At 38.6% G+C, this 22790-nt stretch carries 16 protein-coding genes, 1 tRNA gene and 1 other RNA gene; 10 read left to right on the forward strand and 8 right to left on the reverse strand.

Going from position 1 to position 22790, the window contains the following annotated elements; all coding sequences use genetic code 11:
• Position 1 precedes the first annotated feature (1 nt).
• Positions 2 to 973, forward strand: coding sequence for a DUF5712 family protein (locus tag DUT69_RS08245; protein ID WP_113652760.1), 972 nt, complete (start codon positions 2 to 4; stop codon positions 971 to 973).
• A 114-nt stretch (positions 974 to 1087) separates the two neighbouring features.
• Positions 1088 to 1282 carry a helix-turn-helix domain-containing protein gene (locus tag DUT69_RS08250; protein WP_240186713.1) on the forward strand — a complete coding sequence of 65 codons (195 nt, stop codon included), beginning with the start codon at positions 1088 to 1090 and terminating at the stop codon, positions 1280 to 1282.
• Positions 1283 to 1340: 58 nt separating this feature from the next.
• On the opposite strand, the gene DUT69_RS08255 is transcribed toward DUT69_RS08250, so the two are convergent.
• Positions 1341 to 1880 carry a hypothetical protein gene (locus DUT69_RS08255; RefSeq protein ID WP_113652762.1) on the reverse strand — a complete coding sequence of 180 codons (540 nt, stop codon included), beginning with the start codon at positions 1878 to 1880 and terminating at the stop codon, positions 1341 to 1343.
• A 632-nt stretch (positions 1881 to 2512) separates the two neighbouring features.
• Between DUT69_RS08255 and DUT69_RS08260 the strand changes: the two genes are divergently transcribed.
• The 4 genes from DUT69_RS08260 to DUT69_RS08275 all read left to right on the forward strand — a co-directional run bounded on the left by DUT69_RS08260 (position 2513) and on the right by DUT69_RS08275 (position 7051).
• Entirely contained in the window at positions 2513 to 3178 is a 666-nt protein-coding gene (locus tag DUT69_RS08260) for a competence protein CoiA family protein (protein WP_162796220.1), read from the forward strand.
• Positions 3179 to 3260: 82 nt separating this feature from the next.
• Entirely contained in the window at positions 3261 to 4142 is an 882-nt protein-coding gene (locus DUT69_RS08265; protein ID WP_113652764.1) for a hypothetical protein, read from the forward strand.
• A 301-nt stretch (positions 4143 to 4443) separates the two neighbouring features.
• Positions 4444 to 4776 carry a hypothetical protein gene (locus tag DUT69_RS08270; protein ID WP_113652765.1) on the forward strand — a complete coding sequence of 111 codons (333 nt, stop codon included), beginning with the start codon at positions 4444 to 4446 and terminating at the stop codon, positions 4774 to 4776.
• On the forward strand, positions 4745 to 7051 hold the full coding sequence (locus DUT69_RS08275) for a S41 family peptidase (RefSeq protein WP_205314239.1): 2307 nt from the start codon (positions 4745 to 4747) through the stop codon (positions 7049 to 7051). Before DUT69_RS08270 ends, DUT69_RS08275 begins: the two co-directional genes overlap by 32 nt.
• 504 nt (positions 7052 to 7555) lie before the next feature.
• Here the strand turns inward: DUT69_RS08275 and DUT69_RS19430 are convergent.
• The 3 genes from DUT69_RS19430 to DUT69_RS08290 all read right to left on the reverse strand — a co-directional run bounded on the left by DUT69_RS19430 (position 7556) and on the right by DUT69_RS08290 (position 9500).
• Positions 7556 to 7801 carry an ORF6N domain-containing protein gene (locus DUT69_RS19430; protein WP_240186682.1) on the reverse strand — a complete coding sequence of 82 codons (246 nt, stop codon included), beginning with the start codon at positions 7799 to 7801 and terminating at the stop codon, positions 7556 to 7558.
• Positions 7802 to 7961: 160 nt separating this feature from the next.
• Entirely contained in the window at positions 7962 to 9179 is a 1218-nt protein-coding gene (locus DUT69_RS08285; protein WP_113652767.1) for a site-specific integrase, read from the reverse strand.
• 248 nt (positions 9180 to 9427) lie between these two features.
• Positions 9428 to 9500: transfer RNA gene (locus DUT69_RS08290), tRNA-Lys, on the reverse strand.
• Between the two features lie 245 nt (positions 9501 to 9745).
• On the opposite strand from DUT69_RS08290, the gene DUT69_RS08295 reads away from it, so the two are divergent.
• Positions 9746 to 10594, forward strand: coding sequence for a fumarylacetoacetate hydrolase family protein (locus DUT69_RS08295; RefSeq protein WP_113652768.1), 849 nt, complete (start codon positions 9746 to 9748; stop codon positions 10592 to 10594).
• Entirely contained in the window at positions 10595 to 12760 is a 2166-nt protein-coding gene (locus tag DUT69_RS08300) for a glycoside hydrolase family 3 C-terminal domain-containing protein (protein ID WP_113652769.1), read from the forward strand. It abuts the gene before it with no gap.
• 295 nt (positions 12761 to 13055) lie between these two features.
• Here DUT69_RS08300 and DUT69_RS08305 read toward each other — a convergent pair whose 3' ends face one another.
• Positions 13056 to 15113: an OPT family oligopeptide transporter gene (locus tag DUT69_RS08305; protein WP_113652770.1), complete on the reverse strand. Its 2058-nt coding sequence runs from the start codon at positions 15111 to 15113 to the stop codon at positions 13056 to 13058.
• A gap of 117 nt (positions 15114 to 15230) precedes the next feature.
• Positions 15231 to 16064 (reverse strand): alpha/beta fold hydrolase, encoded by an 834-nt coding sequence (locus tag DUT69_RS08310; RefSeq protein WP_113652771.1) that lies wholly within the window; start codon positions 16062 to 16064, stop codon positions 15231 to 15233.
• 94 nt (positions 16065 to 16158) lie between these two features.
• Here DUT69_RS08310 and DUT69_RS08315 point away from each other — a divergent pair, with 94 nt between their 5' ends.
• On the forward strand, positions 16159 to 16665 hold the full coding sequence (locus tag DUT69_RS08315) for a D-glycero-alpha-D-manno-heptose-1,7-bisphosphate 7-phosphatase (protein ID WP_113652772.1): 507 nt from the start codon (positions 16159 to 16161) through the stop codon (positions 16663 to 16665).
• A 140-nt stretch (positions 16666 to 16805) separates the two neighbouring features.
• Here DUT69_RS08315 and fsa read toward each other — a convergent pair whose 3' ends face one another.
• Both fsa and ffs read right to left on the reverse strand, forming a co-directional pair.
• Positions 16806 to 17465 carry a fructose-6-phosphate aldolase gene (gene fsa, locus DUT69_RS08320; RefSeq protein ID WP_113652773.1) on the reverse strand — a complete coding sequence of 220 codons (660 nt, stop codon included), beginning with the start codon at positions 17463 to 17465 and terminating at the stop codon, positions 16806 to 16808.
• Between the two features lie 83 nt (positions 17466 to 17548).
• Positions 17549 to 17648, reverse strand: an RNA gene (ffs, locus tag DUT69_RS08325) — signal recognition particle sRNA small type.
• A 632-nt stretch (positions 17649 to 18280) separates the two neighbouring features.
• Between ffs and gltB the strand changes: the two genes are divergently transcribed.
• Complete coding sequence (gene gltB, locus DUT69_RS08330; RefSeq protein WP_113652774.1) at positions 18281 to 22789, forward strand: glutamate synthase large subunit; 4509 nt, start codon at positions 18281 to 18283, stop codon at positions 22787 to 22789.
• Position 22790 lies beyond the last annotated feature (1 nt).

Below are 22790 nucleotides of genomic sequence, written 5' to 3' on the forward strand. Positions count from 1 at the left end.
TATGTACATCAATATTACCGACAGCGCAACGGCAAGCAACAAGGGAAGCAGCAGGGGACTTGTACACTATCTTGAAAAGGAAAACAGACTCGATGATAAGCTGAAGCCCGAACTTTGGTTCAATCATACAGGCAGCATTGTCGAGCCCTATGAGGTGCGTAATGCCCTGGACAGCAACATTGCCAAACTGGGCAAGGCAGATGCAAAGTTCTTTCTGATCAACATCAGCCCCAGCCAAAAGGAACTGAAACACCTTGAAGAAAGCTATGGCAAAACGGAAATGGAGAAACAGCTGAAACAATATGCCGAAGAGGTAATGTGCGAATATGCCAGGAACTTCAAACGTGACGGCATCAGTTCCGCGAAAGACCTGATGTGGTTCGGCAAGATCGAGAACCACCGCTACTATGGCCACAGGGACAAAGAGGTAATAAGCGGTGAAAGGAAACGTGGCGAGCAAAAGGAGGGCAACCAGATGCACGTCCACATCATCGTAAGCCGGAAGGATGCCACCAACAAAATCAAGCTGAGCCCCATGAACAATTCGAAGGGGAAAAATGAGGAACATTCCAAAAAGCTGGGGCAGTTCAACCGAGTGGCTTTCAAGCAATCGGGCGAAACCATCTTTGATAGGCTTTTTGACTTTGATAGGGGGCTAAGGGAGACTTTTGCGCATGCCAACGTCCAGAAGAACGGCACCACCGCACAGAGGGAACAGATGGATATTCTTGAAATGTCCAGAAATCAGCACCATAATTTTGAGCATGTTAATGGACTGGCAAGAAATATAGCAGATGGCCATTTTCACTCGGTTGCCGATATGGTAAAAGAGAGAGGGGAATCGATCGGTAGCTTTATCGAGGCCATGCTAGAACCAGTGCAGTCGATCGAACCCGAGGTAAGTCCATTGGAGCTTGCAGAAAGGAAAAGGCGTAGGCGGCAGGCGCAACAAAACCAACGTCCTGGGCGGTAGCTTCGGATTTCCCCCCGCGCATTTGCGGCCTGCAAAAACGCAGTATTTTAGGAGTTAAATAAAATTCAATTGGCAACTAACGATAACGATACACTCACGGAGTTTGGGCTGTTTTTGGCTCAAAGGTCGGTTAACAAGTCCCAGGTTAGCCTCAAAACCGGCATTAGTAAAACCCGGATGACCCGGCTAACAACAAAGCGCAACTCGTTCCTGAGAGCCTCAGAATTATATCTCGTAGCATTGGCGATAGATGTCGATCCTTGTGATATGCTTAAGTTTCTGTATAAGGACTTAAAGCTGGAAAAGTAGTCCAAGTTGAAGTTTGAACAATGTCAAAAGCATTAGCGAACCTCAAGTTTCTGCAGTGCTAATTTATGTTTTTTTTTCCTGGGCCAACTATTGTAATGGGCCTCAGAAAGACTTGTGTTCTTTTGTTTTCGGACAGAATGCTGGAAGTCCTGTCTATTCCTGCCCAACATTTAATTAATTCGTCCCCGTTGCTAATTAAGTCCTGATCTCCTCTGTTCAATGTAAAAAGTTGGGTTAGCATTTCGTTCTTGTGTGCAATGATCTCGGTACCTAAAAGTTTCCTTTTCATAGCTTTAAAATCAATTAGTAAACCTAAATAAAGAATGCTATTATCTGAAAATATTACATCGTCTACCATGCCTTTACTGTCTACGGAAAGCCATACAGCAAACACAAAGCTCCTTCCTTTGTAATCCTCTGATTCATAAAGTTTTTGATTCATTCCCAAAGCATTGTATATCCTATCTCTAGGTGAAATAGTCTGTGCTATCGAAAAAGTAGAGATCAGCATCATTATTACTGACAACTGAATTGTTTTCCTTTGATTTTTCATAGTTATAATATTTAAAGCCATAATTACCAGATCGATATTTATCATAGCGATGAGTATTGCATTATCTTGACTTGAATTCTGTGATTCCCACAGCGATTGGTAATAACAGGTTGTCGTCTAACTTTAAAATTTTAATTTTGGCAATCTTAATTTTAATTAAATGTAGTTAATGACATCCGTTTAATAAACTCATTTTTTTTAAAGAGGCTATAAATGTAGAAGATGCGTCTCTAAGTCCCAATTTGCATGGACATAATGTGGTTGGGAAACTGGTATCTGGCAAGGCTGAAAATTTATTTAAAAAGGAGACTTCAGATGATAACTAGAATACAAACTTAACAATAAGTATTGGTGATTAAATATGAGGAGGTATAACAAGACAAGAATACTGCCACTTAAGAAATATAATCCAGAAAATATCCAGAGTGGCGCATTATGTAATGAATTGATTTCAGTTTCTTATTAGGAAATGCATATAAAGGAATTACATTTACTATGAAGACTACCTAGAAGAAGAAGAAGAAGAAGCTAGACAGCATCAGCGGTTTTTGGGATATTAAGTTTCTTTGAAATATAGAGTCCACCCATATTGCCGTCCGGCTTCAAACATTATTAATAATAACGTTAGATTTGAAAGAGCCATAAAGATTATGGCTCTTTTTTATTATAATTACATTATGAGCGCTCACTTTGTTTTAGGTAGGCATAAGTTTACTAATGGACCAATTCACATAAAAAGTGTTAACCCCGAGAATAAGCATGATTTCATTTGTTTGGATTGTGGTAAACAATTGACCTGTGTTTTGAATGTTTCTGCAGATACTAAGCATTTCAAGCATCGCACTTTAACTTGCAATGCAACCTCTGAGACATTACTGCACATTACAGTTAAAGAAATCATCGCTCAAAATAGCAAAATAAAACTTCCGGATGGTCTAGAGTTTGAATATGTGGAGGTGTTACTTGAAAAGAAGTGGGATAAATACAAGCCAGATATTACTCTGAAAAGTAATGACAAAACCTTATTTGTAGAAGTAATTGTTTCTAATCCAATAAGCTGGGATAAAGAGCTGACTTTTAGCAAGAAGATGCAAGATTGTTTAATTATAGACCTGAGTTATTATCTTAGAGACTTTGATGTTGAACAACTAAAGTTAGATGTTCTAGAAGGCAAAGATTTAAAGCGTATGATCTATGGTTTTAAAAAAGGTATATCACACTCTAAAAATGCCAATGATAAAACAGATTTACTAAAGTTGCTAGGCTTTGGAATTGGCGGATATCTGCTTTATAAGTATTTTCAGCCAACGCCTATCAGAAAACGAAAATACAGGCGTCGATAACATCGTCACGCCAATTTTAAAATGCTAACGAATAAGTTCTTATTTGTTCGTATAGCTTAGATTTGGATTAACAACTGATAATATGTTGACGTATAATGAGCTTATAGAATTAAGAGAAAATTTGACAAATGGGAAGATTGAAGTAGAACTTGCTAAGGAGTTATATTGGAAAGACTTCAAAGAGGGAAAACAATCATGGCACACAAAGGATTGGAAAGAGCGAAGGGCTAAAGTCATAAAAGACAAATGCCAAATATGTGACAGTAAAAAAGTTTTGACCTTACAGCATTTGTCACACCCTAGAAGATTTCCCGAATATATACTGGAAGTAACTAGGGCTTATGCAAGAGAAAATATAGATGCTAACTCTAACATCATTACGCTTGATTTTATTAAGTATATAAATAACAATTACGATTACCTCCCTGTTCCATTTTGCCCGAATTGCAAGTTTAGCAACCCTAATAAAAGAGTTACGAAGCGTCCCCAATATCTTTGTACAGCATGTCGTCACGAATTTGATGAAGCACATTACAAGTCAGTGGAAGATCTTGTCTCTATTTTTCATCAGAATGAAGATGCTATTGAGGTAAAAGATAAATGTTTTGTGTCTAGAAAATGGAGGAATAAGCACAACTTATCAAGCGTAAGATATTGGTTGCAAAGAGATGGAGTAAAAAGTGATAATGCAGGAGCAATAGAGAAAGAAGCATTTTTACTTTATTTAAATGACAATATTAAATATCTCTCTTTTGAAGATACGATAACTGCATGCAAGAAATGTGCATTTAGTTACGATATTAAAAGGATGGAGTTATGTCCAAAGTGTAAAGAGCATTATAAGGGTATTCAGTTCCAAACCTGTATTCAATGTCTGCCAGAAGATAAGAAAAAGATAGCCTTAGAAACTATTGAGTTAGGTAAAGCTTGGCACCAAATGCATAAGGAATTAGGAATTGATTAGTGAAATAACGCTATACTAATTTTATATTGGCTTTGACCCTTAGCTGAAACAGCTATAAATAAAGATAAACAAACACTGAGATAAAATTTAGTCATATGAGCTTGTTGATTTAACCCAAATATGAGATTTTAAATTTACAGCTAGTCATATTTATTAAACCATTCTTAAGGTCGGGTATCCATAAATATTAATTTATTTATACTTTTAAAAAGAATTATAATTATGATACATATCTGCTTGAAAATGGTCGATGTCCGTTAAGTTATACCTATTTTTTAAGTTAGTTGCAAGCCTAGAAACCATGAATAACTTTAATCAAACCGAAGCATTACCTGAACCTTGGTATTGGACTGACCAAAACTTAAATGACCAACTTGCATCGGAACTGAGTCCAGGGCATATATTATATGGGAAAAAAGTTAGGACTTTAGCGCGACGAGAAGATAATGACGACGTGCTTTTCAATGTAATGAATGCAGAGTTCACCTTTGCTGTTGTACATTTGACTTGGTCAGAAAATACTGACGAAGGGGGAAAGTGGCCGATTGTTGAAATTTATAATAATTGGAACCAACTTTATGAAAATAGAATTCAGATTGATCATGAGAACTATAATATCTTTAATGAGGCGTAAGACTACGACTAAAAACTTAATGCTATCCAAAACGAGTAAACTAACTATTGCGACACTTCTTGCATTTTCATTTGTACAGAGTGCTTGTTCCCAAGCCAAGCTGACACAAGCACTAAACCTTGATTTCGAACAGCACCGAAATGGTTTCCCATCACAGTGGACAGCATTTGGAGATAAAGAGTACAAAGTTTATGTAGACTCGGTGCACAAGAAAAGCGGAAAATTTTCCGCTGTTATAGAAAATACTGGTAGCAAAAAGGAATACAGAGCGCTGTCGATAAGCCTTCCCGCCAACTACGAGGGCAAATCCATTCGCCTATCTGGTTTCATCAAGACAGAAAATGTAACTGAGGGCTATGCTGGCCTATGGATTCGTATAGATCCGCAGATCGGCTTTGATAATATGTCTAACAGAGGTGTTTCGGGAACTAAAGATTGGGCTACTTTTGAAATAAATTTGGCACTTAAACCAAAGGAAACCGAACAAATAGTTTTCGGAGGTCTATTGGTAGGTAAAGGAAAAATGTGGCTGGACGATCTGAAGATAACAATCGATGGAATGGAGTTAGGCGATCCAAAAATAAAAACTTTCCAAAAAGAAATATTTGCAGCCCAAGCAGATAAAGCTTTTGACGGTGGCTCGAAAATTATTTTTCCTACATTAAATCAAGATTTAATTCATAACCTTGAGCTTTTAGGAAAAGTTTGGGGACTAATGAAGTATCATCATCCAGAAATTGCAAAGGGCAAATATAACTGGGACTACGAACTTTTTAGGTTCCTACCAGATTACATCAAAGTAAAAGACAAACAGCAACGAGATAATCTTATTACAAACTGGATTAAAAATTATGGTGTGCTGTCGGCATGCAACACCTGCAAACATACTCCAGCCGAGGCCGTATTAAAACCTGATATATCTTGGATCAATAATGCCGGTTTATCGGCTAACTTAAAAAGCCAACTTACTGATCTATACAATAACCGAAACCAAGGCAAGAACTATTATATAGCACTTGAACCTGGTGTGGGAAATCCGAACTTCTCTAATGAGAAGCCTTATTTAGAAATGACCAATCCAGATGCTGGCTTTAGGTTATTATCTCTTTATCGATACTGGAACATGATCAATTATTTTTTCCCCTACAGGCATCTTACAGATCAAAAATGGGATACCGTATTGGGGGAGTATATTCCAAAATTCCTGAATGCAAAAGACAGGCTCGCATATGAACTTGCCGCCACACAGCTGATAGGAGAGGTGAACGACACCCACGCAAACTTATGGGGAGGACGCGAGAAAAGTAATGCGCTAAAAGGGACCAGATTTGCGGCCTTCAAGGCAGAATTCGTGGAGAACCAATTGGTGGTTGTTGATTACTTTAATCCAGAATTTTCAGGATTGGCAAAAGTGAAAATCGGTGACGTAATCACGCATGTTAATGGCAAGACGATTAATTCACTGGTCGATAGTTTAAAAACTTATTATCCTGCTTCCAATAGCGCAGCTAGGCTTAGAGATATGTCTATAGACCTTTTGCGTAGCCCCAACAATACGATTTCCTTGAATTACCTGTCTGAGGGTCAGAAACGACAAGTTAATGTGCCCACCTATGAGCGGAAAGATCTACGCATGTACCATTGGTACAAAGTAGATGGCAGCCAAAAATGTTATAAGTTGTTGCCTGGAAATATTGGCTATATCACCCTTGCCAATATTAAACCAGAAAACATCCCAGAAATAAAGAAGGCTTTTAAAGAGACAAAAGGTATTATCATCGATATCCGTAACTATCCGAGTACGTTTGTTCCATTTTCTCTTGGCGGCTATTTTGTAGACGAACCCACATCCTTTGTAAAGTTTACGATTGGAAATCCAAACAATCCGGGAGAATTTTCGTTTGTGGAGGGACCAAAAATTACCAGTGGCAATAACAAATACAACAGTGATAACGGTTACAAGGGAAAGCTAGTGGTACTTTTGAACGAAAATTCGCAAAGCCAGGCCGAATATACTGCAATGGCCTTCCATGCGGTTAAAAATGCAACCATAGTAGGAAGCACCACAGCAGGTGCCGATGGAAACGTTTCTACTATCGTATTGCCAGGTGGTCTTAGAACAATGATTTCTGGCATTGGTATATACTATCCCAACGGAAAGGAAACACAACGTGTTGGGATTGTTCCTGATATTGTGGTAAAGCCAACCATAAAAGGGATTAAAAATGGAAAAGACGAAGTGCTTGAACGAGCAATTAATGTTATCAACCAATAGAACAAACCATTTTGTCTTGTGAGCCAATTACAAGCCAATTAAAAATACCATAATATTCAAGGTGCCAATTCGGCACCTTGAAATTTGATTTGCCAAACGGGTTGGAGTGGTTTGCCCATCCACTTTTGCTTTTAAAGTTTAACGGACATTTATCGGGCATTTTAAGCTTTTATCGGACAGTTACCACTATACCTTCATTATCTGCTAATTCGGGGCGCATGCCTTTTTTAATTGTGTAACTTTTGCAATTCAAATAAGTTAAATTCAATGAGCCAATTGGTTCCTTGAATTTAACGTGATGCTTAAAGATCATCAGGCATATATCCAATCCGTTTTCTGGGAAGATTTAGCTGTTCCCGTTTTCTAAGAGTTCGTCAAGAGAACGAAATAAGATTTCCATATTCTTGTCTGATTATCCAGCTTATTCTTTATTTTTTCAATCTCTAAACGGATTTCTGTATTATCCACAAACATTTGGCGGATACGGGTAAATATGCGCATAACCTAGATATTGACCTGAATTGCCTGTTTGCTGTTCAATATATTAGAAAGCATTAAGAGGCAATGTTCAGAAAACATGTAAGGGAGCTTTCTTCTACCACCTCGCTTTGATGTCGCAATTTCCGACATCAAACTTTCAAACTCATTATCATTTAAACGAAACATAAAATCTTCGGGAAACCTGTCTGCATTCCTTGCTACCTGTCGTTTAACCGTCTGTTCTCTACCCGTATAATTCTGAAAGATCACTGTCCAGCATAACTTTTTGACCCCTGATATAATAGATTTTATTCATTATAATCTCGTCAGGAACTAATAATCCATTAGTTTCTCCACTCACATCGTTTGATTTTTTATAAATAATAAGCTCAATATTCTTGTGGATGACTGGCTTAATTTATGTCCAATATTAAATAATTGCTAATCTCTTTTTCAACAGTGCCATGTCTTCGCTTACCTTCATATCCAAGATCTTCGCATAGTGCTGTGTAGTCCTAATATTGGTGTGCCCGAGCATTTTTGAAACGCTTTCAATCGGCACACCGTTCAAAAGCGTAACCGTTGTAGCGAAAGTGTGGCGTGCAATATGCGAGGTCAGTTTGTTTTCAATTCCACATAGGTCGGCGATTTCCTTTAGGTATTCATTCATCTTTTGGTTAGTAGGAACGGGAAGGAGCAAACCTTTGTTGAGGCAAACTTTGTTGGTGGCATATCTATCAATGATTTCGACTGCCGTTGGAAGGAGCGGAACTGACGACCTTGTTTTCGTTTTCTGCCTATTGGTGAAAATCCATCGATCTCCATCAATTCCCTTTCTGATATTTTCATGTTTCAGTTTAAAAACATCCACATAGGCCAAGCCCGTAAAACAGCAGAATATAAATACATCCCTAACCTGTTTTAATCTTTCCGATTGGAACTCTTTTCCTGCGATGTTTGCCAATTCCTCTTTGTTCAGGAAAAAGCGGTCGACGTTCTTAGTCTTGCCCTTATAAGCTGTGAATGGCGATTTATCTATCCATTCTTTCTCCAAACAAATGCGAAGGATCTTTCCTAAGTTCTTGATGTTCTTTACCACATAGTTATTCGCACATTTCTTATCAGACCTCAAATAGTGGTCAAATCCGTTTAGAAAAGTTTGATTTATAGTTCTGATGTCCATATCAGCTACGCCATATCTTAAGCGGATAAAAACCTTTAGGTGCGTTTCCAGAACCTTATAGCGGTTCAACGTACCACGAACATAATCTTTGCCGACAAGTTGTTCCATTTTCATGTTGTGGTCTGCCACGGCTTCAAGAAGTGTATGGGAATTTGAGAGTGTTCCAAGATAACTGGATTTGATCAACCCTGCTGTAATCGGCATCCCGAGATCAAAAACGGACTGATGGGCAAAGTAGACCGCATTCTGCAATTGGTCTAGATGTGTATTCAGCATCCTGACGTCTTCTTTTGTTCCTACGGCTCGGCCGCCCTTCGCGTTCCATCGTTTGGGGTCGCAATCCCGATTGGTGGCCATTTCCGCACGGTTTCCCTCTACGGTAATCCTCATGTAGATCGGCACATTTCCACTTACATAGTTCTTTTGCTTTTTAAGGTAGAAAAGCAGGCTAAAATTGGTCTTCATAATCTATCGATTTTAGTTAAACAAACATAGCTTTGCTTCTTAAAATACGCAAGATGTTCAGTATGTAACAACCTGTACAATAATTGATTATGTACAATTCGGTGAGTCAAATTTAACCGTTTCGCCTTACTCACCGAATCACTCACCAAAGTTTTGTGAATCCATGCGATTTTTGGCAGTTCCCTAAAAGCAAAAACCCTGCTAATCGTGCGATTGCAGGGTTTTATACGTTTTGATAGTCTTTGGTGTGATCCCGCTGGGATTCGAACCCAGGACCACTACATTAAAAGTGTAATGCTCTACCAGCTGAGCTACGGAATCATTTAAAGTTTTTCGCTGTGCGTTTCCCTTTAAAGTGATGCAAATATAGGGTTAACATCAACTTAATGCAAAGTTTTTTTTGTTTACGAACGTAGTTTATTGATTTATAAGGGAATTAATTATTTTGAGCTTTCAAAATAAACTTAAAAACACCAAAATATTGCGGTTGTGTGCTGTCTTTAGCCTTATTTTTTGTAAAATTGGATACTGCAAAAAAGCTAAAATAATCGCAAACGATAAAATTTATGAAACTAATTAGATACGGCGAGCCCGGAAAAGAAAAACCCGGGGTAATTATTAACGACGATTATTTTGATGTTTCTGAATTTGTACAAGATTATAATGAAGATTTTTTTGATAACGATGGTCTGTCGAAACTCGAATCGGTAGTAGAAAATAATCAACTTAAGCAAGTTGCTATTAATGTACGTTTGGGTTGCCCAATTGCGAGGCCTTCTAAAATAGTATGCGTGGGTTTAAATTATGTAGATCATGCGCAAGAAACTAATTCTCCTATACCAAAAGAGCCAATCTTATTTTTTAAATCTACAACGGCAATTGTAGGGCCAAATGATAACTTAATTATCCCGAAAGGAAGCGAAAAAACAGATTGGGAGGTAGAACTTGCTATCGTTATTTCGAAAAAGGCAAGTTACATTTCATTAGAGGAAGCTGAAGATTATATTGCCGGGTATTGTTTGGCAAACGATTATAGCGAACGTGCTTTCCAAATGGAAAGAAACGGACAGTGGACAAAGGGCAAGGGATGCGATAGTTTTGCTCCGATAGGCCCGTATCTAGCAACTAAAGACGAAATTGCTGAAATTGGTAATCTCCGCCTTTGGCTAAAGGTTAACGGAAAGTTGGTTCAAGATGGTAATACCGCTAACCTTATCTTTAATGTGCCAACTATTGTAGCCTACATCAGCCAGTTTATGACGTTATTGCCTGGTGATATCATTTTTACAGGAACGCCTGCAGGGGTAGGTATAGGTCAGAAACCGCATCCGTGGTATTTGAAACCTGGCGATGAAATTGAGTTAGGAATTGATGGTTTAGGATCTAGTAAGCAAATCGCGGTAGCGTACAAATAAATGAAAGTAGGCCTAAAATTTTTAATCATACCTTTTTTTCTTGTGGTTAGTTTCTGCAGTGCACAAGAATTTCGTTACCTAAATAATAAATTGCCATTAGAGACAAGGGTTGAGGATTTGTTAAAACGAATGACGTTGGAGGAAAAAGCGATGCAAATGCATAACGCTACGCCGGCGGTAGAAAGGTTGAAGATACCCGCTTACGATTGGTGGAACGAAGCTTTACATGGTGTGGCAAGAGCGGGCTTAGCTACTTCGTTTCCGCAACCAATAGGCTTGGCGGCCACTTTTAACGAAAAAGGCATATTTGAAATGGGTACGGCGGTAAGCGACGAAGCGAGGGCCAAGCACCATCAATTTGCTCGAGAAGGAAAACGAGAGATCTACATGGGACTTAATTTCTACTCGCCTAACGTAAACATTTTTAGAGACCCAAGATGGGGCAGAGGGCACGAAACTTTTGGCGAAGACCCATATTTAACAGGAAAACTGAGTGTAGCCTTTGTAAAAAGTATGCAAGGCGATAATCCGAATTATTTTAAAACCATAACCACAGCCAAACATTTTGCTGTACATAGCGGGCCAGAGCCACAAAGACATGAGTTTGATGCAAAACCGAACGAACGCGATTTATGGGAAACTTATCTTCCTGCGTTTAAAATGTTGGCTCAAGATGGTCATGTTTATTCATTTATGTGTGCATACAATCGGCTTTACGGTAAACCTTGCTGTAGCGATTCATTTTTGCTGAATGACATCCTTAGAAAAAAATGGAATTTTAAAGGTTTCGTAGCAACTGATTGTGGCGCCTTGTACGATTTCTACATGTTTCATAAAACTGCGACAGATAGTGTAGAAGCCGTTGCGCAAGCGATTAAAGCTGGTGCCGATAACCAATGCTGGGGTTATGCAAAGGCGGTTATACCTGCAATAAAACGCGGTTTGCTCAAAGAGAGCGAATTGGACACCGCAGTGGCCAGATTGCTAAGAGCTAAATTTAAACTTGGAGTGTTCGATGCCGAAAGCGATAATCCTTATTCTAAAATTCCTTATAGCGTTGTAAACAATAAAGCACATCAGCAACAAGCGTTGCAAATGGCTAGAGAAAGTATCGTTTTGCTTAAAAATGCAAAACAAACGTTACCGTTAAAACGCAATTTAAAGAATATTGCTGTAATTGGACCTAATGCAAATGATGCCGAAATTTTACTTGGAAACTATAATGGCGAACCTGCACACGTTATATCTCCGCTCGAAGGAATAAAGAATAAATTTTCAACCAGCAACATCTTATACGCCAAAGGTTGCAACGTGATAGATACGCCAGGTTACGATAAAAAATCAGACTATGACGAAGCGATTAAAACTGCAAAACAAGCTGAGCTAATTGTATTCATAGGGGGAATTTCGCCTAGGCTAGAAGGCGAAGATTTGAAAGTAAAAGTACCAGGTTTTTTAGGAGGCGATAAAACCAATCTTGATTTGCCAATTGTACAAACCGAACTGCTTAAAGAGCTTAAAAAACTTGGCAAGCCTATTGTTTTGGTACTGCTAAACGGTAGCGCATTAAGTATTAATTGGGAAGAAAAAGAGCTAGATGCTATTGTAGAAACTTGGTACGGTGGAGAAAAGGGTGGCGAGGCTTTGGCAGATGTGCTGGCAGGAGATTATAACCCAGCAGGAAGATTGCCTATAACGTTCTACAAATCCGTTAATGATATTCCTAAGTTTGATGATTACGGTATGCAGGGAAGAACTTACCGTTATACTACAAAACCCGTTTTATACCCTTTCGGTTATGGGTTGAGTTTTACAAAGTTCGCTTACAGTAATTTAAAGTTGTCTGCCACTGAACTAAATAGCAGTAAGCCCTTAAAGGTTAGCCTTAACGTCCATAATATTGGTAATTTTGATGGCGATGAAGTTGTACAATTGTACATAAAGCAATTTGGAAGCACGATGCCGATTAAAGAGCTGAAAGGCTTTACGCGTATTAATCTAAAGAAAGGCGAACGGAAAATGGTAACTTTTGAGCTTAATGCTAAAGATATTATGCATTACAACGAAGCCACCGAAGAAATGGAAATTATCCCTGGCAAGCTTCAATTATTGGTTGGCAAATCTTCTGGCAAAGCAGAATTAACGGCAGATATTACACTTAAATAGTTTTGTTATTTGAAAATGAATGTCAGCATTTCATTGCAACTTTAGCCCTGCTTTCGCTTATAGTCCTCATTTCGCTTCGCTAATTCCGGGCTATTCCACTCAATCAGGTTTATGGCACCAAACCAGTAGCACTTGGTTCAAGGCAGTTGATCCTGTTTACTAAATCCGAAGGAAATGGAACCCCGCATTCCGTGCCAATGGGCGTGAGCATTAACAAAATCGGGATGTAATTTACAGCAGGGCAGAGCCAAAATAAATGTACTTCAACTGCTTTTCAAATTCTAATAACGCAACCTTAATCGATTTTATCTTGTTTCTTTGTGCTTATATTATAAAGTACAAAGCCCATCAGTAGAAAAAACAAAACGCCTAAAATTTGGTAGCCACCCTCTCCAAACCAGCTTGCAAATAGAGGTTCTACGTTTACCTTGCCTAAATTATCTCTAACTGCAGGAATAACCATTAAAATAGCCACGATAACGCCTGCAATTGCACCGCCGGCAACTAAACCCGTTGCAAATAAATTTCCGGGAGCAATTTCTTCTTCCTCGGCAGTTTTCTTTTTGTTTTTCTCTCTCCAATTGACCAAACCTTTTATAGCGCCACCGGCAAAAATTGGCAAAGTAGTAGATAAAGGCAAGTAGGCACCAACTGCAAAAGAAAGTGCATTTATACCGCAAAGCTCAATAGTTATCGCAATAAAAACACCAACCAAAACATATTGCCAATCTAGGTTAAAAGATAACATTCCTTTAATAAGTGTCGCCATTAAAGTTGCTTGCGGTGCAGCGTAAGTTTCGGTCCCGATAGCATGTTGGATCCCTTGGTTTAGCATTTCTTGTGTTGGCGTATCTAAAATTTTAACAGTTAAACCAATAACAATAGACGATACGATTGCGCCAATAAATAGTGCAATTTGTTGGTATTTTGGCGTGGCTCCAATTAAATATCCCGTTTTTAAATCTTGTGATGTTGCGCCTGCATTCGCTGCTGCAATGCAAATCATTCCACCTACAACCAAAGCCATCGGTTCATAAATTTTTCCTGTCCAACCAACAGCTATAAAAACCAAACAGGTGCCCATAATTGTTGCTATGGTCATACCCGAAATTGGGTTGTTACTAGAACCAATTAAGCCTACAATCCTACTAGAAACGGTAACAAAAAAGGCACCAAAAACGATTACCAGCACACCAATAATCAACTTATTTACAATACTATCGCCCGGGATTTGTGGTAAAATGGCCATCAAAAGAATTAAAACCAAACTGCCAATTCCAACTAATTTTATAGATAAATCCCTATCGGTGCGTTTAATAGTTCCACCGGCCTTGTTTTCTTTAATTGAACCTAAACTTTCTTTAAACGACGATATGATTGTCGGAATGGTTTTTAGTAAAGTTATAAATCCGCCTGCCGCTACAGCGCCTGCTCCAATCTGTTTAACAAATGCTTGGTAAATTGCCCTAGGGTAATCGGCAAAAGTTTGCGTTATCGGATCCCAGTTTCCGGAGCCACCAGGTTTTGTAATATCTGCCAGCAAACCTAGCTTAACCAATTGTTTGGCTGCAATTAACGGATCAATTAACGTAGATAGTAATGGGATTAGGGCCAACCAAGCTAAAACACCACCGGCAACTAAAACACCAGCTATTTTCGGACCGATAATATATCCAACGCCTAAATACTCTGGTGTAATTTCTCCACTAACTTGTGCTGATGGTAAAAACTTGTTGGCTTGTTTGGTTGCCCAGGTTGGCGCCTCGGCAATTACATGAAATACCTTTTGCAACATAGCGTAAACTAGCGAAAAACCCAAACCCCAAAATGCGGTACGGGCAAAATCTCCGCCTTTTTCGCCGGCCTGAAGAACCGATGCGCAAGCAGTTCCTTCTGGGTAAGGTAGGTTGGCATGTTCTTTTACAATTAGCGACCTCCTTAAAGGAATCATCATCAACGTTCCTAAAATCCCGCCTAAAATGGCAAGAATTAAAATAGTCATGTAATTAAAGAATGCTTCTCCGGAGCTTTGCCCACCAATGCCGGTACTTAGAAACAAAAATCCCGGTAGGGTAAATACAACACCTGCTGCTATCGATTCACCGGCAGAGCCAGTAGTTTGGATAATGTTATTCTCTAAAATAGTTGTCTTGAAAAATTTCTTCCCTAAAGTAATCGCAAGAACTGCAATTGGGATAGATGCGGAAACAGTTAAACCAGCTTTTAATGCTAAATATACCGTAGCAGCGCCAAAAATGATCCCCGCAATACAACCTAGTAATATAGATTTTATAGTAAACTCCGCAACGTTTTTATCTGCCGACACAAATGGCTTAAATTCTTCTTTATTCATTTTATGATTTAAAAAAATAAAGGTAATTTATTTTAAGCATTCTTTGAACTCAAAGCTAAGCACAAAAAAAGCCTATCAACAATTGTCGATAGGCTCACATTTCATAGGTATTTGAAGTTATTTTTTTAAGAATGCTATTAAATGCTCATTCAGTTCGTCTTTATGCGTTATAAATAAACCATGTGGCGCATTTTCAAAAATAACGTATTCCGCATTTGGGATTCCTTTCGCAGATAAATCACTGGTTGCCTCAATTGGCACCGTCTGATCCGCATCGCCATGGATAATCAACGTTGGAACATTAACCTTTGCCAACTCTGCTCTAAAATCTGTTTCAGAAAAAGATCTAACACAATCTCTTGTTGCTTTTGGACTGCTAATCATTGCCATATGGTGCATCCAGTCCTGTATTTCGCTACTTACAGGTTTGTTTAGCAAGCCCTCATTAAAAAATTGCTTTCCAAAAGTAGTTAAAAACGCAGGGCGATCTTTAAATATGTTGGCGATAATATCGTCGAACATTTCTTTTGGCACGCCTTCCTCGTGGTCGCTGGTTTTTAGCACCAATGGAATAATTGAACTTATTAAAACTGCCTTTGCAATTTTAGCTGTTCCGTAGGTGCTAATGTATCTAATTACTTCTCCACCGCCCATAGAAAAACCTACCAGCGTTACCTCGTTCAAATCTAATTCATTTATTAATGCATTTAAATCGCTTGCCAAATGGTCGTAATCGTAACCGCTCCAAGGTCTGTCAGACTGACCAAAGCCACGTCGATCATAAGCGATGCATCTAAAACCGTTGTTTACAATTTCGGCAACCTGATATTCCCACATTTCGTGAGATACTGGCCAACCATGGATTAAAACTACTGGTTTGCCGGTACCAAAGTCTTCATAATGAATTTTTACGCTATTGCTATCTGTTGTTGTATTTTCAATAAAAGGCATATGTTTTCTTTTTAATTGAATACTTAACAGCAAACTTTTATTTTAAGTTTTATAAATCTTACAACTTTTAAGATGTTAAACTATATTTGTTACAATGGATAATTTAAAGAATAAAGCTATCTTCTTAGATCGAGATGGCGTTTTAAATCACGAGATATATGATTATATCTGTAAGGTAGAAGATTTTGAAGTTTTAACCTATCAAATAGCTCCCCTAAAAAAGTTTTACGATGAAGGTTATTTGCTAATCGTTATCACAAACCAAGGTGGAATTGCACTAAAAAGGTATACCGAAGAAACATTAGCAGAAATGCATCAAATCTTATTTGAAGCATATAAAAAAGAAGGCGCAGTCTTTACAGACGCTTATCATTGCCCGCACCACCCAACAGTTAATGATCCGTGCCTTTGCAGAAAACCAGGTTCGGGAATGTTGATAGATGCCATTGCGAAATATAACATCGATCCAGCTTTATCAGTAATGATTGGTGATAAGCCTAGAGATGTGGAAGCCGCTAATGGGGCAGGAGTAAAGGGGATTTTGATTGAACCCGATGAACAAATTGATTACGATGCCGTTAAAGCTGTTTTAGCGAGTTAGCAGTTTTTAATACGAAAGCTAAATGCACCGATGTAAATCAGACTGTAAACTAAGCCTACGCTATAAAAAAAAGCTTAACAAAAAAATAGCCTCACAAATTTGTGAGGCTATTTACATTTATATTAATATTGCAAAAAGGCTTATTTTCCGCTAGCCTTAGCATGGTCTGCCAAGAAGGTAGCTAAACCGCTATCGGTTAGTGGGTGTTTCAATAATGCAGTAATCGCTGACAATGGAGCCGTAATCACATCAGCACCTAATTTAGCACAAGCAACAATATGCAAAGGGCCACGGATAGAAGCTGCCAAAATCTGAGTAGGATAGCCGTAGTTGTCAAAAATCAGACGGATATCTTCAATTAATGCTAAACCATCTGTAGAAATATCATCTAAACGACCTAAAAATGGCGAAACATAAGTAGCACCAGCTTTAGCCGCAAGTAATGCTTGTCCGGCAGAGAAAATTAAAGTACAGTTAGTTTTAATTCCGTTGTCTGTAAAATATTTAATTGCTTTAATACCATCTTTAATCATTGGCACTTTAACCACAATTTTAGGGTTTAAAGCGGCTAAAGCTTTACCTTCAGCAATAATCTCATCGTAAGTGGTAGCAATAACTTCTGCGCTTACATTGTCGTCAACAATATCGCATATAGCTTTATAATGAGCGGTAACATTGGCTTCGCCAGTAATACCTTCTTTAGCCATTAGACTAGGGTTGGTGGTAACACCATCTAAAATTCCTAAATCTTGTGCTTCTTTAATCTGGTCAAGATTAGCAGTGTCAATAAAAAATTTCATGTTTATTTAATTCTTAGTGTAAAAGGTTCGAGTTAAAACCCTGAAGAATTTAAATTCCCCCTTCAGGGGGTAGGGAATAAAAAAATGGGCAAGCAACTTTTATCGCACCGCTACAACCTTCTACCCTTGCTTTGTTCCCAACCTGGGGGAGTTCAAAGGGAGCTGATCGTAAAAGACTTGCCCGGCACAAAGGTAGAAAAAGGAAGCGTTTTACAAAACTAAATTTTGCTAATTATAATAAATAAATATATACTATTGATAGTTAGTTGATTAGAATTTCAATTGTTGTGAAAACATTCCAGAATGGCGATAAAATAAGCTAACAACTATCTTTTTCGAAAAACAATGCTGGCGTGTATCGGCAATTTCGGTCCTTCTTTTCATTACAAGTCCTCGGTTCGTACCTCACCTGCGGGCTTTCCATTGCAATAAGGTTTATAATTTCTAAGGCAGTAGTTCTCTCGCAAAATTCAACCACTCATAGTTGTATAGCTTTTGCTTCATAAACTGGATTGAAATGGCATCCTTTTGCCTCACTTTGTGAGCAAAAGATATAATGTAAAGCCAGACTGACGTGATTATTGTAGCTGTGTTTGGCTTTTCTAACAAAAATGAAAACGCTTATACTATGCGTGAATAGTATTTTTTAGTATTGCCAATTTAGCAATTGACAACGTTAACAATTATTAAAATTGTAATTATAGCTTGCGTATGAGATAAATAAATTAACGTATCCTAAAAATTTTACTGATAATGTAATTTGTAATTCCTTTTAACTATCTTAGTGTTCTCTATACACTAACTAACCTACATAAATGAACCACTTGAATGAACACCAAGGACTTTACAGAAAAAGTTTCGAACACGACGCATGCGGCATCGGGTTCGTTGCGCACGTAAAAGGGAGGAAATCCCATCAGATTATTTCTGATGCTGTAACCATTTTAGAAAACCTAGATCACCGTGGCGCTTGTGGCGCAGAACCAAACACTGGTGATGGAGCCGGGATTATGATTCAAGTTCCGCATGAGTTTTTATTTGATGAATGCTTAAGGGCGGGCTTTAGTTTGCCAGCTTATGGCGATTATGGCGTTGGACAGCTTTTTTTACCTAAAGAAATACGCGAAAGAGAAGAATGCCGAGAGATTATTTATCGCACTGCAGAAAAACTCGGACTAGAAGTTTTAGGCTTTAGAAAAGTGCAGGTTGATACTACCGACATTGGTAATATGGCACTTTCTGTTGAACCAGAAATTGAGCAAGTATTTGTAGCCAGACCTTATCATATTGCCGAAGGTGCAGATTTTGAACGTAAACTTTTCGTTTTAAAAACCTATCTAACCAAAACTATTTACAGCACCGTTGCCGGAAGTAAGGATCACTTTTATATTGTATCTTTTTCTTCTCGCACTATTATATATAAAGGTCAGCTTACTTCTTTACAAGTTAGAAGCTATTTTACAGAACTTAGCGATAAACGCATGGTTTCTGCATTTGGCCTAGTGCACTCGCGTTTTGCAACGAACACTTTCCCTTCTTGGCGCTTAGCACAGCCGTTTAGGTTTATAGCCCACAACGGCGAAATAAATACCTTGCAAGGAAATTTAAACTGGTTTAGAAGTAGCGTGAAATCATTTGCGTCGCCATATTTTACCCCAGAAGAACTAAATATGATTCTTCCGGTAATTGACGAAACGCAATCTGATTCGGGGTGTTTAGATAACGTAGTAGAATTGCTATTGCATGCGGGTCGTTCATTGCCACATGTTTTAATGATGTTAATTCCAGAAGCTTGGGACGGAAACGAAGATATGGATCCGATTAAAAAGGCATTCTATCAATTTCATGCTTCGCTAATGGAGCCTTGGGACGGGCCGGCTGCTATTGCGTTTACAGATGGTAGATTAATTGGTGCAACTCTAGATCGTAACGGTTTACGTCCGTCTCGTTATGCCTTAACAAGCGATGATAGAGTAATTATGGCTTCTGAATCTGGTGCCCTAGCAATTGACCAAAGTACGGTAATAAAAAAGGGTCGCTTAACACCGGGCAAAATGTTTGTGGTTGATATGGAGCAGGGCAGGATTATAAGCGATGATGAAATAAAGCAACAAGTTTGTAGCCGCAGACCTTATGCCGATTGGATTAACCAATATCAAATTAAATTAGAAGAATTGCCAGAACCACGTGTAATGTTCACCAACTTGGCCGATGATTCTATCTTTAAATATCAACAGGTTTTTGGTTACACCAGAGAGGATATAGACTTGCTATTAAAGCCGATGGCGATTGAAGGCAAGGAAGCCATTGGTTCAATGGGAACAGATACGCCGTTAGCTATTTTATCAAAGCAACCTCAACATCTATCATCTTACTTTAAGCAATTGTTTGCCCAAGTAACTAATCCACCAATCGATCCAATCCGCGAGAAAGTGGTTATGAGCTTGGCTGGTTTCATGGGTAACAATGGTAACTTGCTGGAAGAGAATCAGATGCAATGTCATTGTGTAGGTATTAAACATCCAATATTAACCAATTTAGAATTAGAGAAATTACGAAGTATAGATACAGGTTTGTTCCAATCTAAAACGCTACAAATGTATTTTAGAGCAGATGGCAAACCAGGTGCAATGCAGAAAGCGCTAGATCGTCTTTGTCGTTACGCCGTAGATGCAGTTGAAGACGGTTTTCAGGTTATCGTATTGTCGGATAGGGCAATCGACTCTGAACACGCTGCAATTCCTTCGCTTTTAGCGGTTTCTTCGGTACACCATCACTTAATTAGAAAAGGTTACCGTGGTGCAGTTGGTATTGTGGTTGAGGCTGGCGACGTTTGGGAAGTGCATCACTTTGCAACCTTGATCGGTTTTGGCGCAACAGCCGTTAATCCTTATTTAGCATTAGAAACTATCAGAGGTTTTGATGAAGAAAGCGGTCTAAAACCAGAGAAATTAATCTCAAACTATATCTATGCAGTAAATAACGGCTTGTTAAAGATTTTCTCTAAAATGGGAATCTCAACTTTACAGTCTTACCATGGTGCGCAAATCTTTGAGATTTTAGGAATTAACCAACAAGTTGTAAATACACATTTTACAGGTGCAGTCTCTAGAATTGGTGGATTAGGTTTAGATGAAATTGCGCAAGAAACCTTAATTAAACACCGCCGTAGTTTTGGTCCTAAAACACAAGCAGAACCAATTTTATCTGCAGGTGGAACTTACAAATGGAGACGTAGGGGAGAAAAACATTTGTTCAATCCTGAAACAATCCACTTGCTACAAAACGCAACTAGAACAAATAATTACAATACTTTTAAGCGCTACTCTAAATTAATAGACGAGCAAACGCAACAGGCATATACCATTCGTGGTTTGCTGACTTTTAATTATTCGAGGCCAGCAATTGGACTGGATGAAGTTGAGTCAACTGAATCTATCTTAAAACGTTTTGCTACGGGAGCGATGTCATTTGGTTCAATTTCTCACGAGGCACATTCTACTTTAGCTATCGCGATGAATAGGATTGGCGGAAAGAGTAATACCGGAGAAGGTGGAGAAGATGATATCCGTTACCAAAAAATGGAAAACGGCGATTCGATGCGTTCTTCAATTAAACAAATAGCCTCTGCTCGTTTTGGGGTAACCAGTAATTATTTAACGAATGCTGATGAGCTGCAGATTAAAATGGCACAAGGTGCGAAACCTGGAGAGGGCGGACAGTTGCCTGGTGACAAAGTAGATGATTGGATTGCAAAAGTTCGTCATGCTACGCCGGGAGTTGGATTAATTTCGCCGCCTCCACACCACGATATTTATTCTATCGAAGATTTAGCCCAATTAATCTTCGACCTTAAAAACGCAAATAGAGCAGCCAGAATTAACGTTAAATTGGTCTCTAAAGCAGGTGTAGGAACCATTGCGGCAGGTGTTGCAAAGGCCCACGCAGATGTAATTTTAGTTTCTGGATATGATGGTGGAACTGGTGCGTCTCCTCTAACTTCTATTCAGCACACTGGCTTACCTTGGGAATTAGGTTTGGCAGAAGCACATCAAACCCTTGTTAAAAACAGGTTAAGAAGCAGGGTAGTTTTGCAAACAGATGGTCAATTGAAGACTGGTAGAGATATAGCAATTGCGGCCTTGTTAGGTGCAGAAGAATGGGGTGTTGCAACTGCAGCTCTGGTTACAACAGGTTGTATTATGATGCGTAAATGCCACTTAAATACTTGTCCGGTTGGTGTTGCTACGCAAGATCCAAACTTGAGAAAGTTATTTACTGGTGATCCAGCACACGTTGTTAATCTTTTCCATTTCCTAGCCGAAGAACTTCGTGAAATTATGGCTGAACTCGGTTTTAGAACTATTAACGAGATGATTGGTCAATCGCAATATTTGCAAACTAGAGAAATTGTAGATGCCGATTGGAAATTGAAGTATGTTAACCTGGCTCCAATTCTTTACAAAGAACCAGATAATGGATTGCCTTTATATCAAACCGAATTCCAAGATCATGGACTAGATACCGTCTTAGATCATCAACTGATTGAAAAAGCACAGCCGGCAATTGTTAACAACGAACCTGTTTTTGCTAGTTTCGATGTAAAAAACACCGATAGAGCTATAGGTACAATGTTGTCCAACGAAATCTCTAAAGTGCATAAAAGTGCTGGTTTAGCCCCAGATACTATCAACTTTAAGTGCATGGGTTCTGCCGGACAAAGTTTTGGTGCCTTTGCAACTAAAGGCTTAACCCTTACACTAGAAGGCGAGGGAAATGATTACGTAGGAAAAGGTTTGTCTGGAGCGAAACTAATTGTTTATCCATTTAGCAATATTAACTACGTACCAGAGCAAAATATAATTATTGGCAACGTTGCGCTTTATGGAGCTACATCTGGCGAATTATATATTAGGGGTAAAGCGGGTGAGCGTTTTGCAGTACGTAATTCTGGTGCTACTTCTGTTGTTGAAGGTGTTGGGGATCATGGTTGCGAGTACATGACCGGAGGAGAGGTTTTGGTTCTAGGTGATACTGGAAGCAATTTTGCCGCCGGAATGAGTGGCGGTATAGCATGGATATATGATGTAAGCAAAACATTTGCTAAAAAATGTAACAAGGAAATGGTTGATCTGGATCCTTTGCAGGAAGAAGACGAATCGAGAATTACTACCTTACTAAAAAACCATATTAGACTAACAAACAGTAGAGTTGCAGAATTTATATTAAGCGATTGGGAAAATCAGTCTTCGCACTTTGTAAAGGTTTTCCCTAAAGAATATAAAGCAGTTTTATTAAAACGTAAACAAGTTAAAATTAATTAAG

Source organism: Pedobacter namyangjuensis (assembly GCF_003313325.1).
GTDB classification, from domain to species: Bacteria; Bacteroidota; Bacteroidia; order Sphingobacteriales; family Sphingobacteriaceae; genus Pedobacter; species Pedobacter namyangjuensis.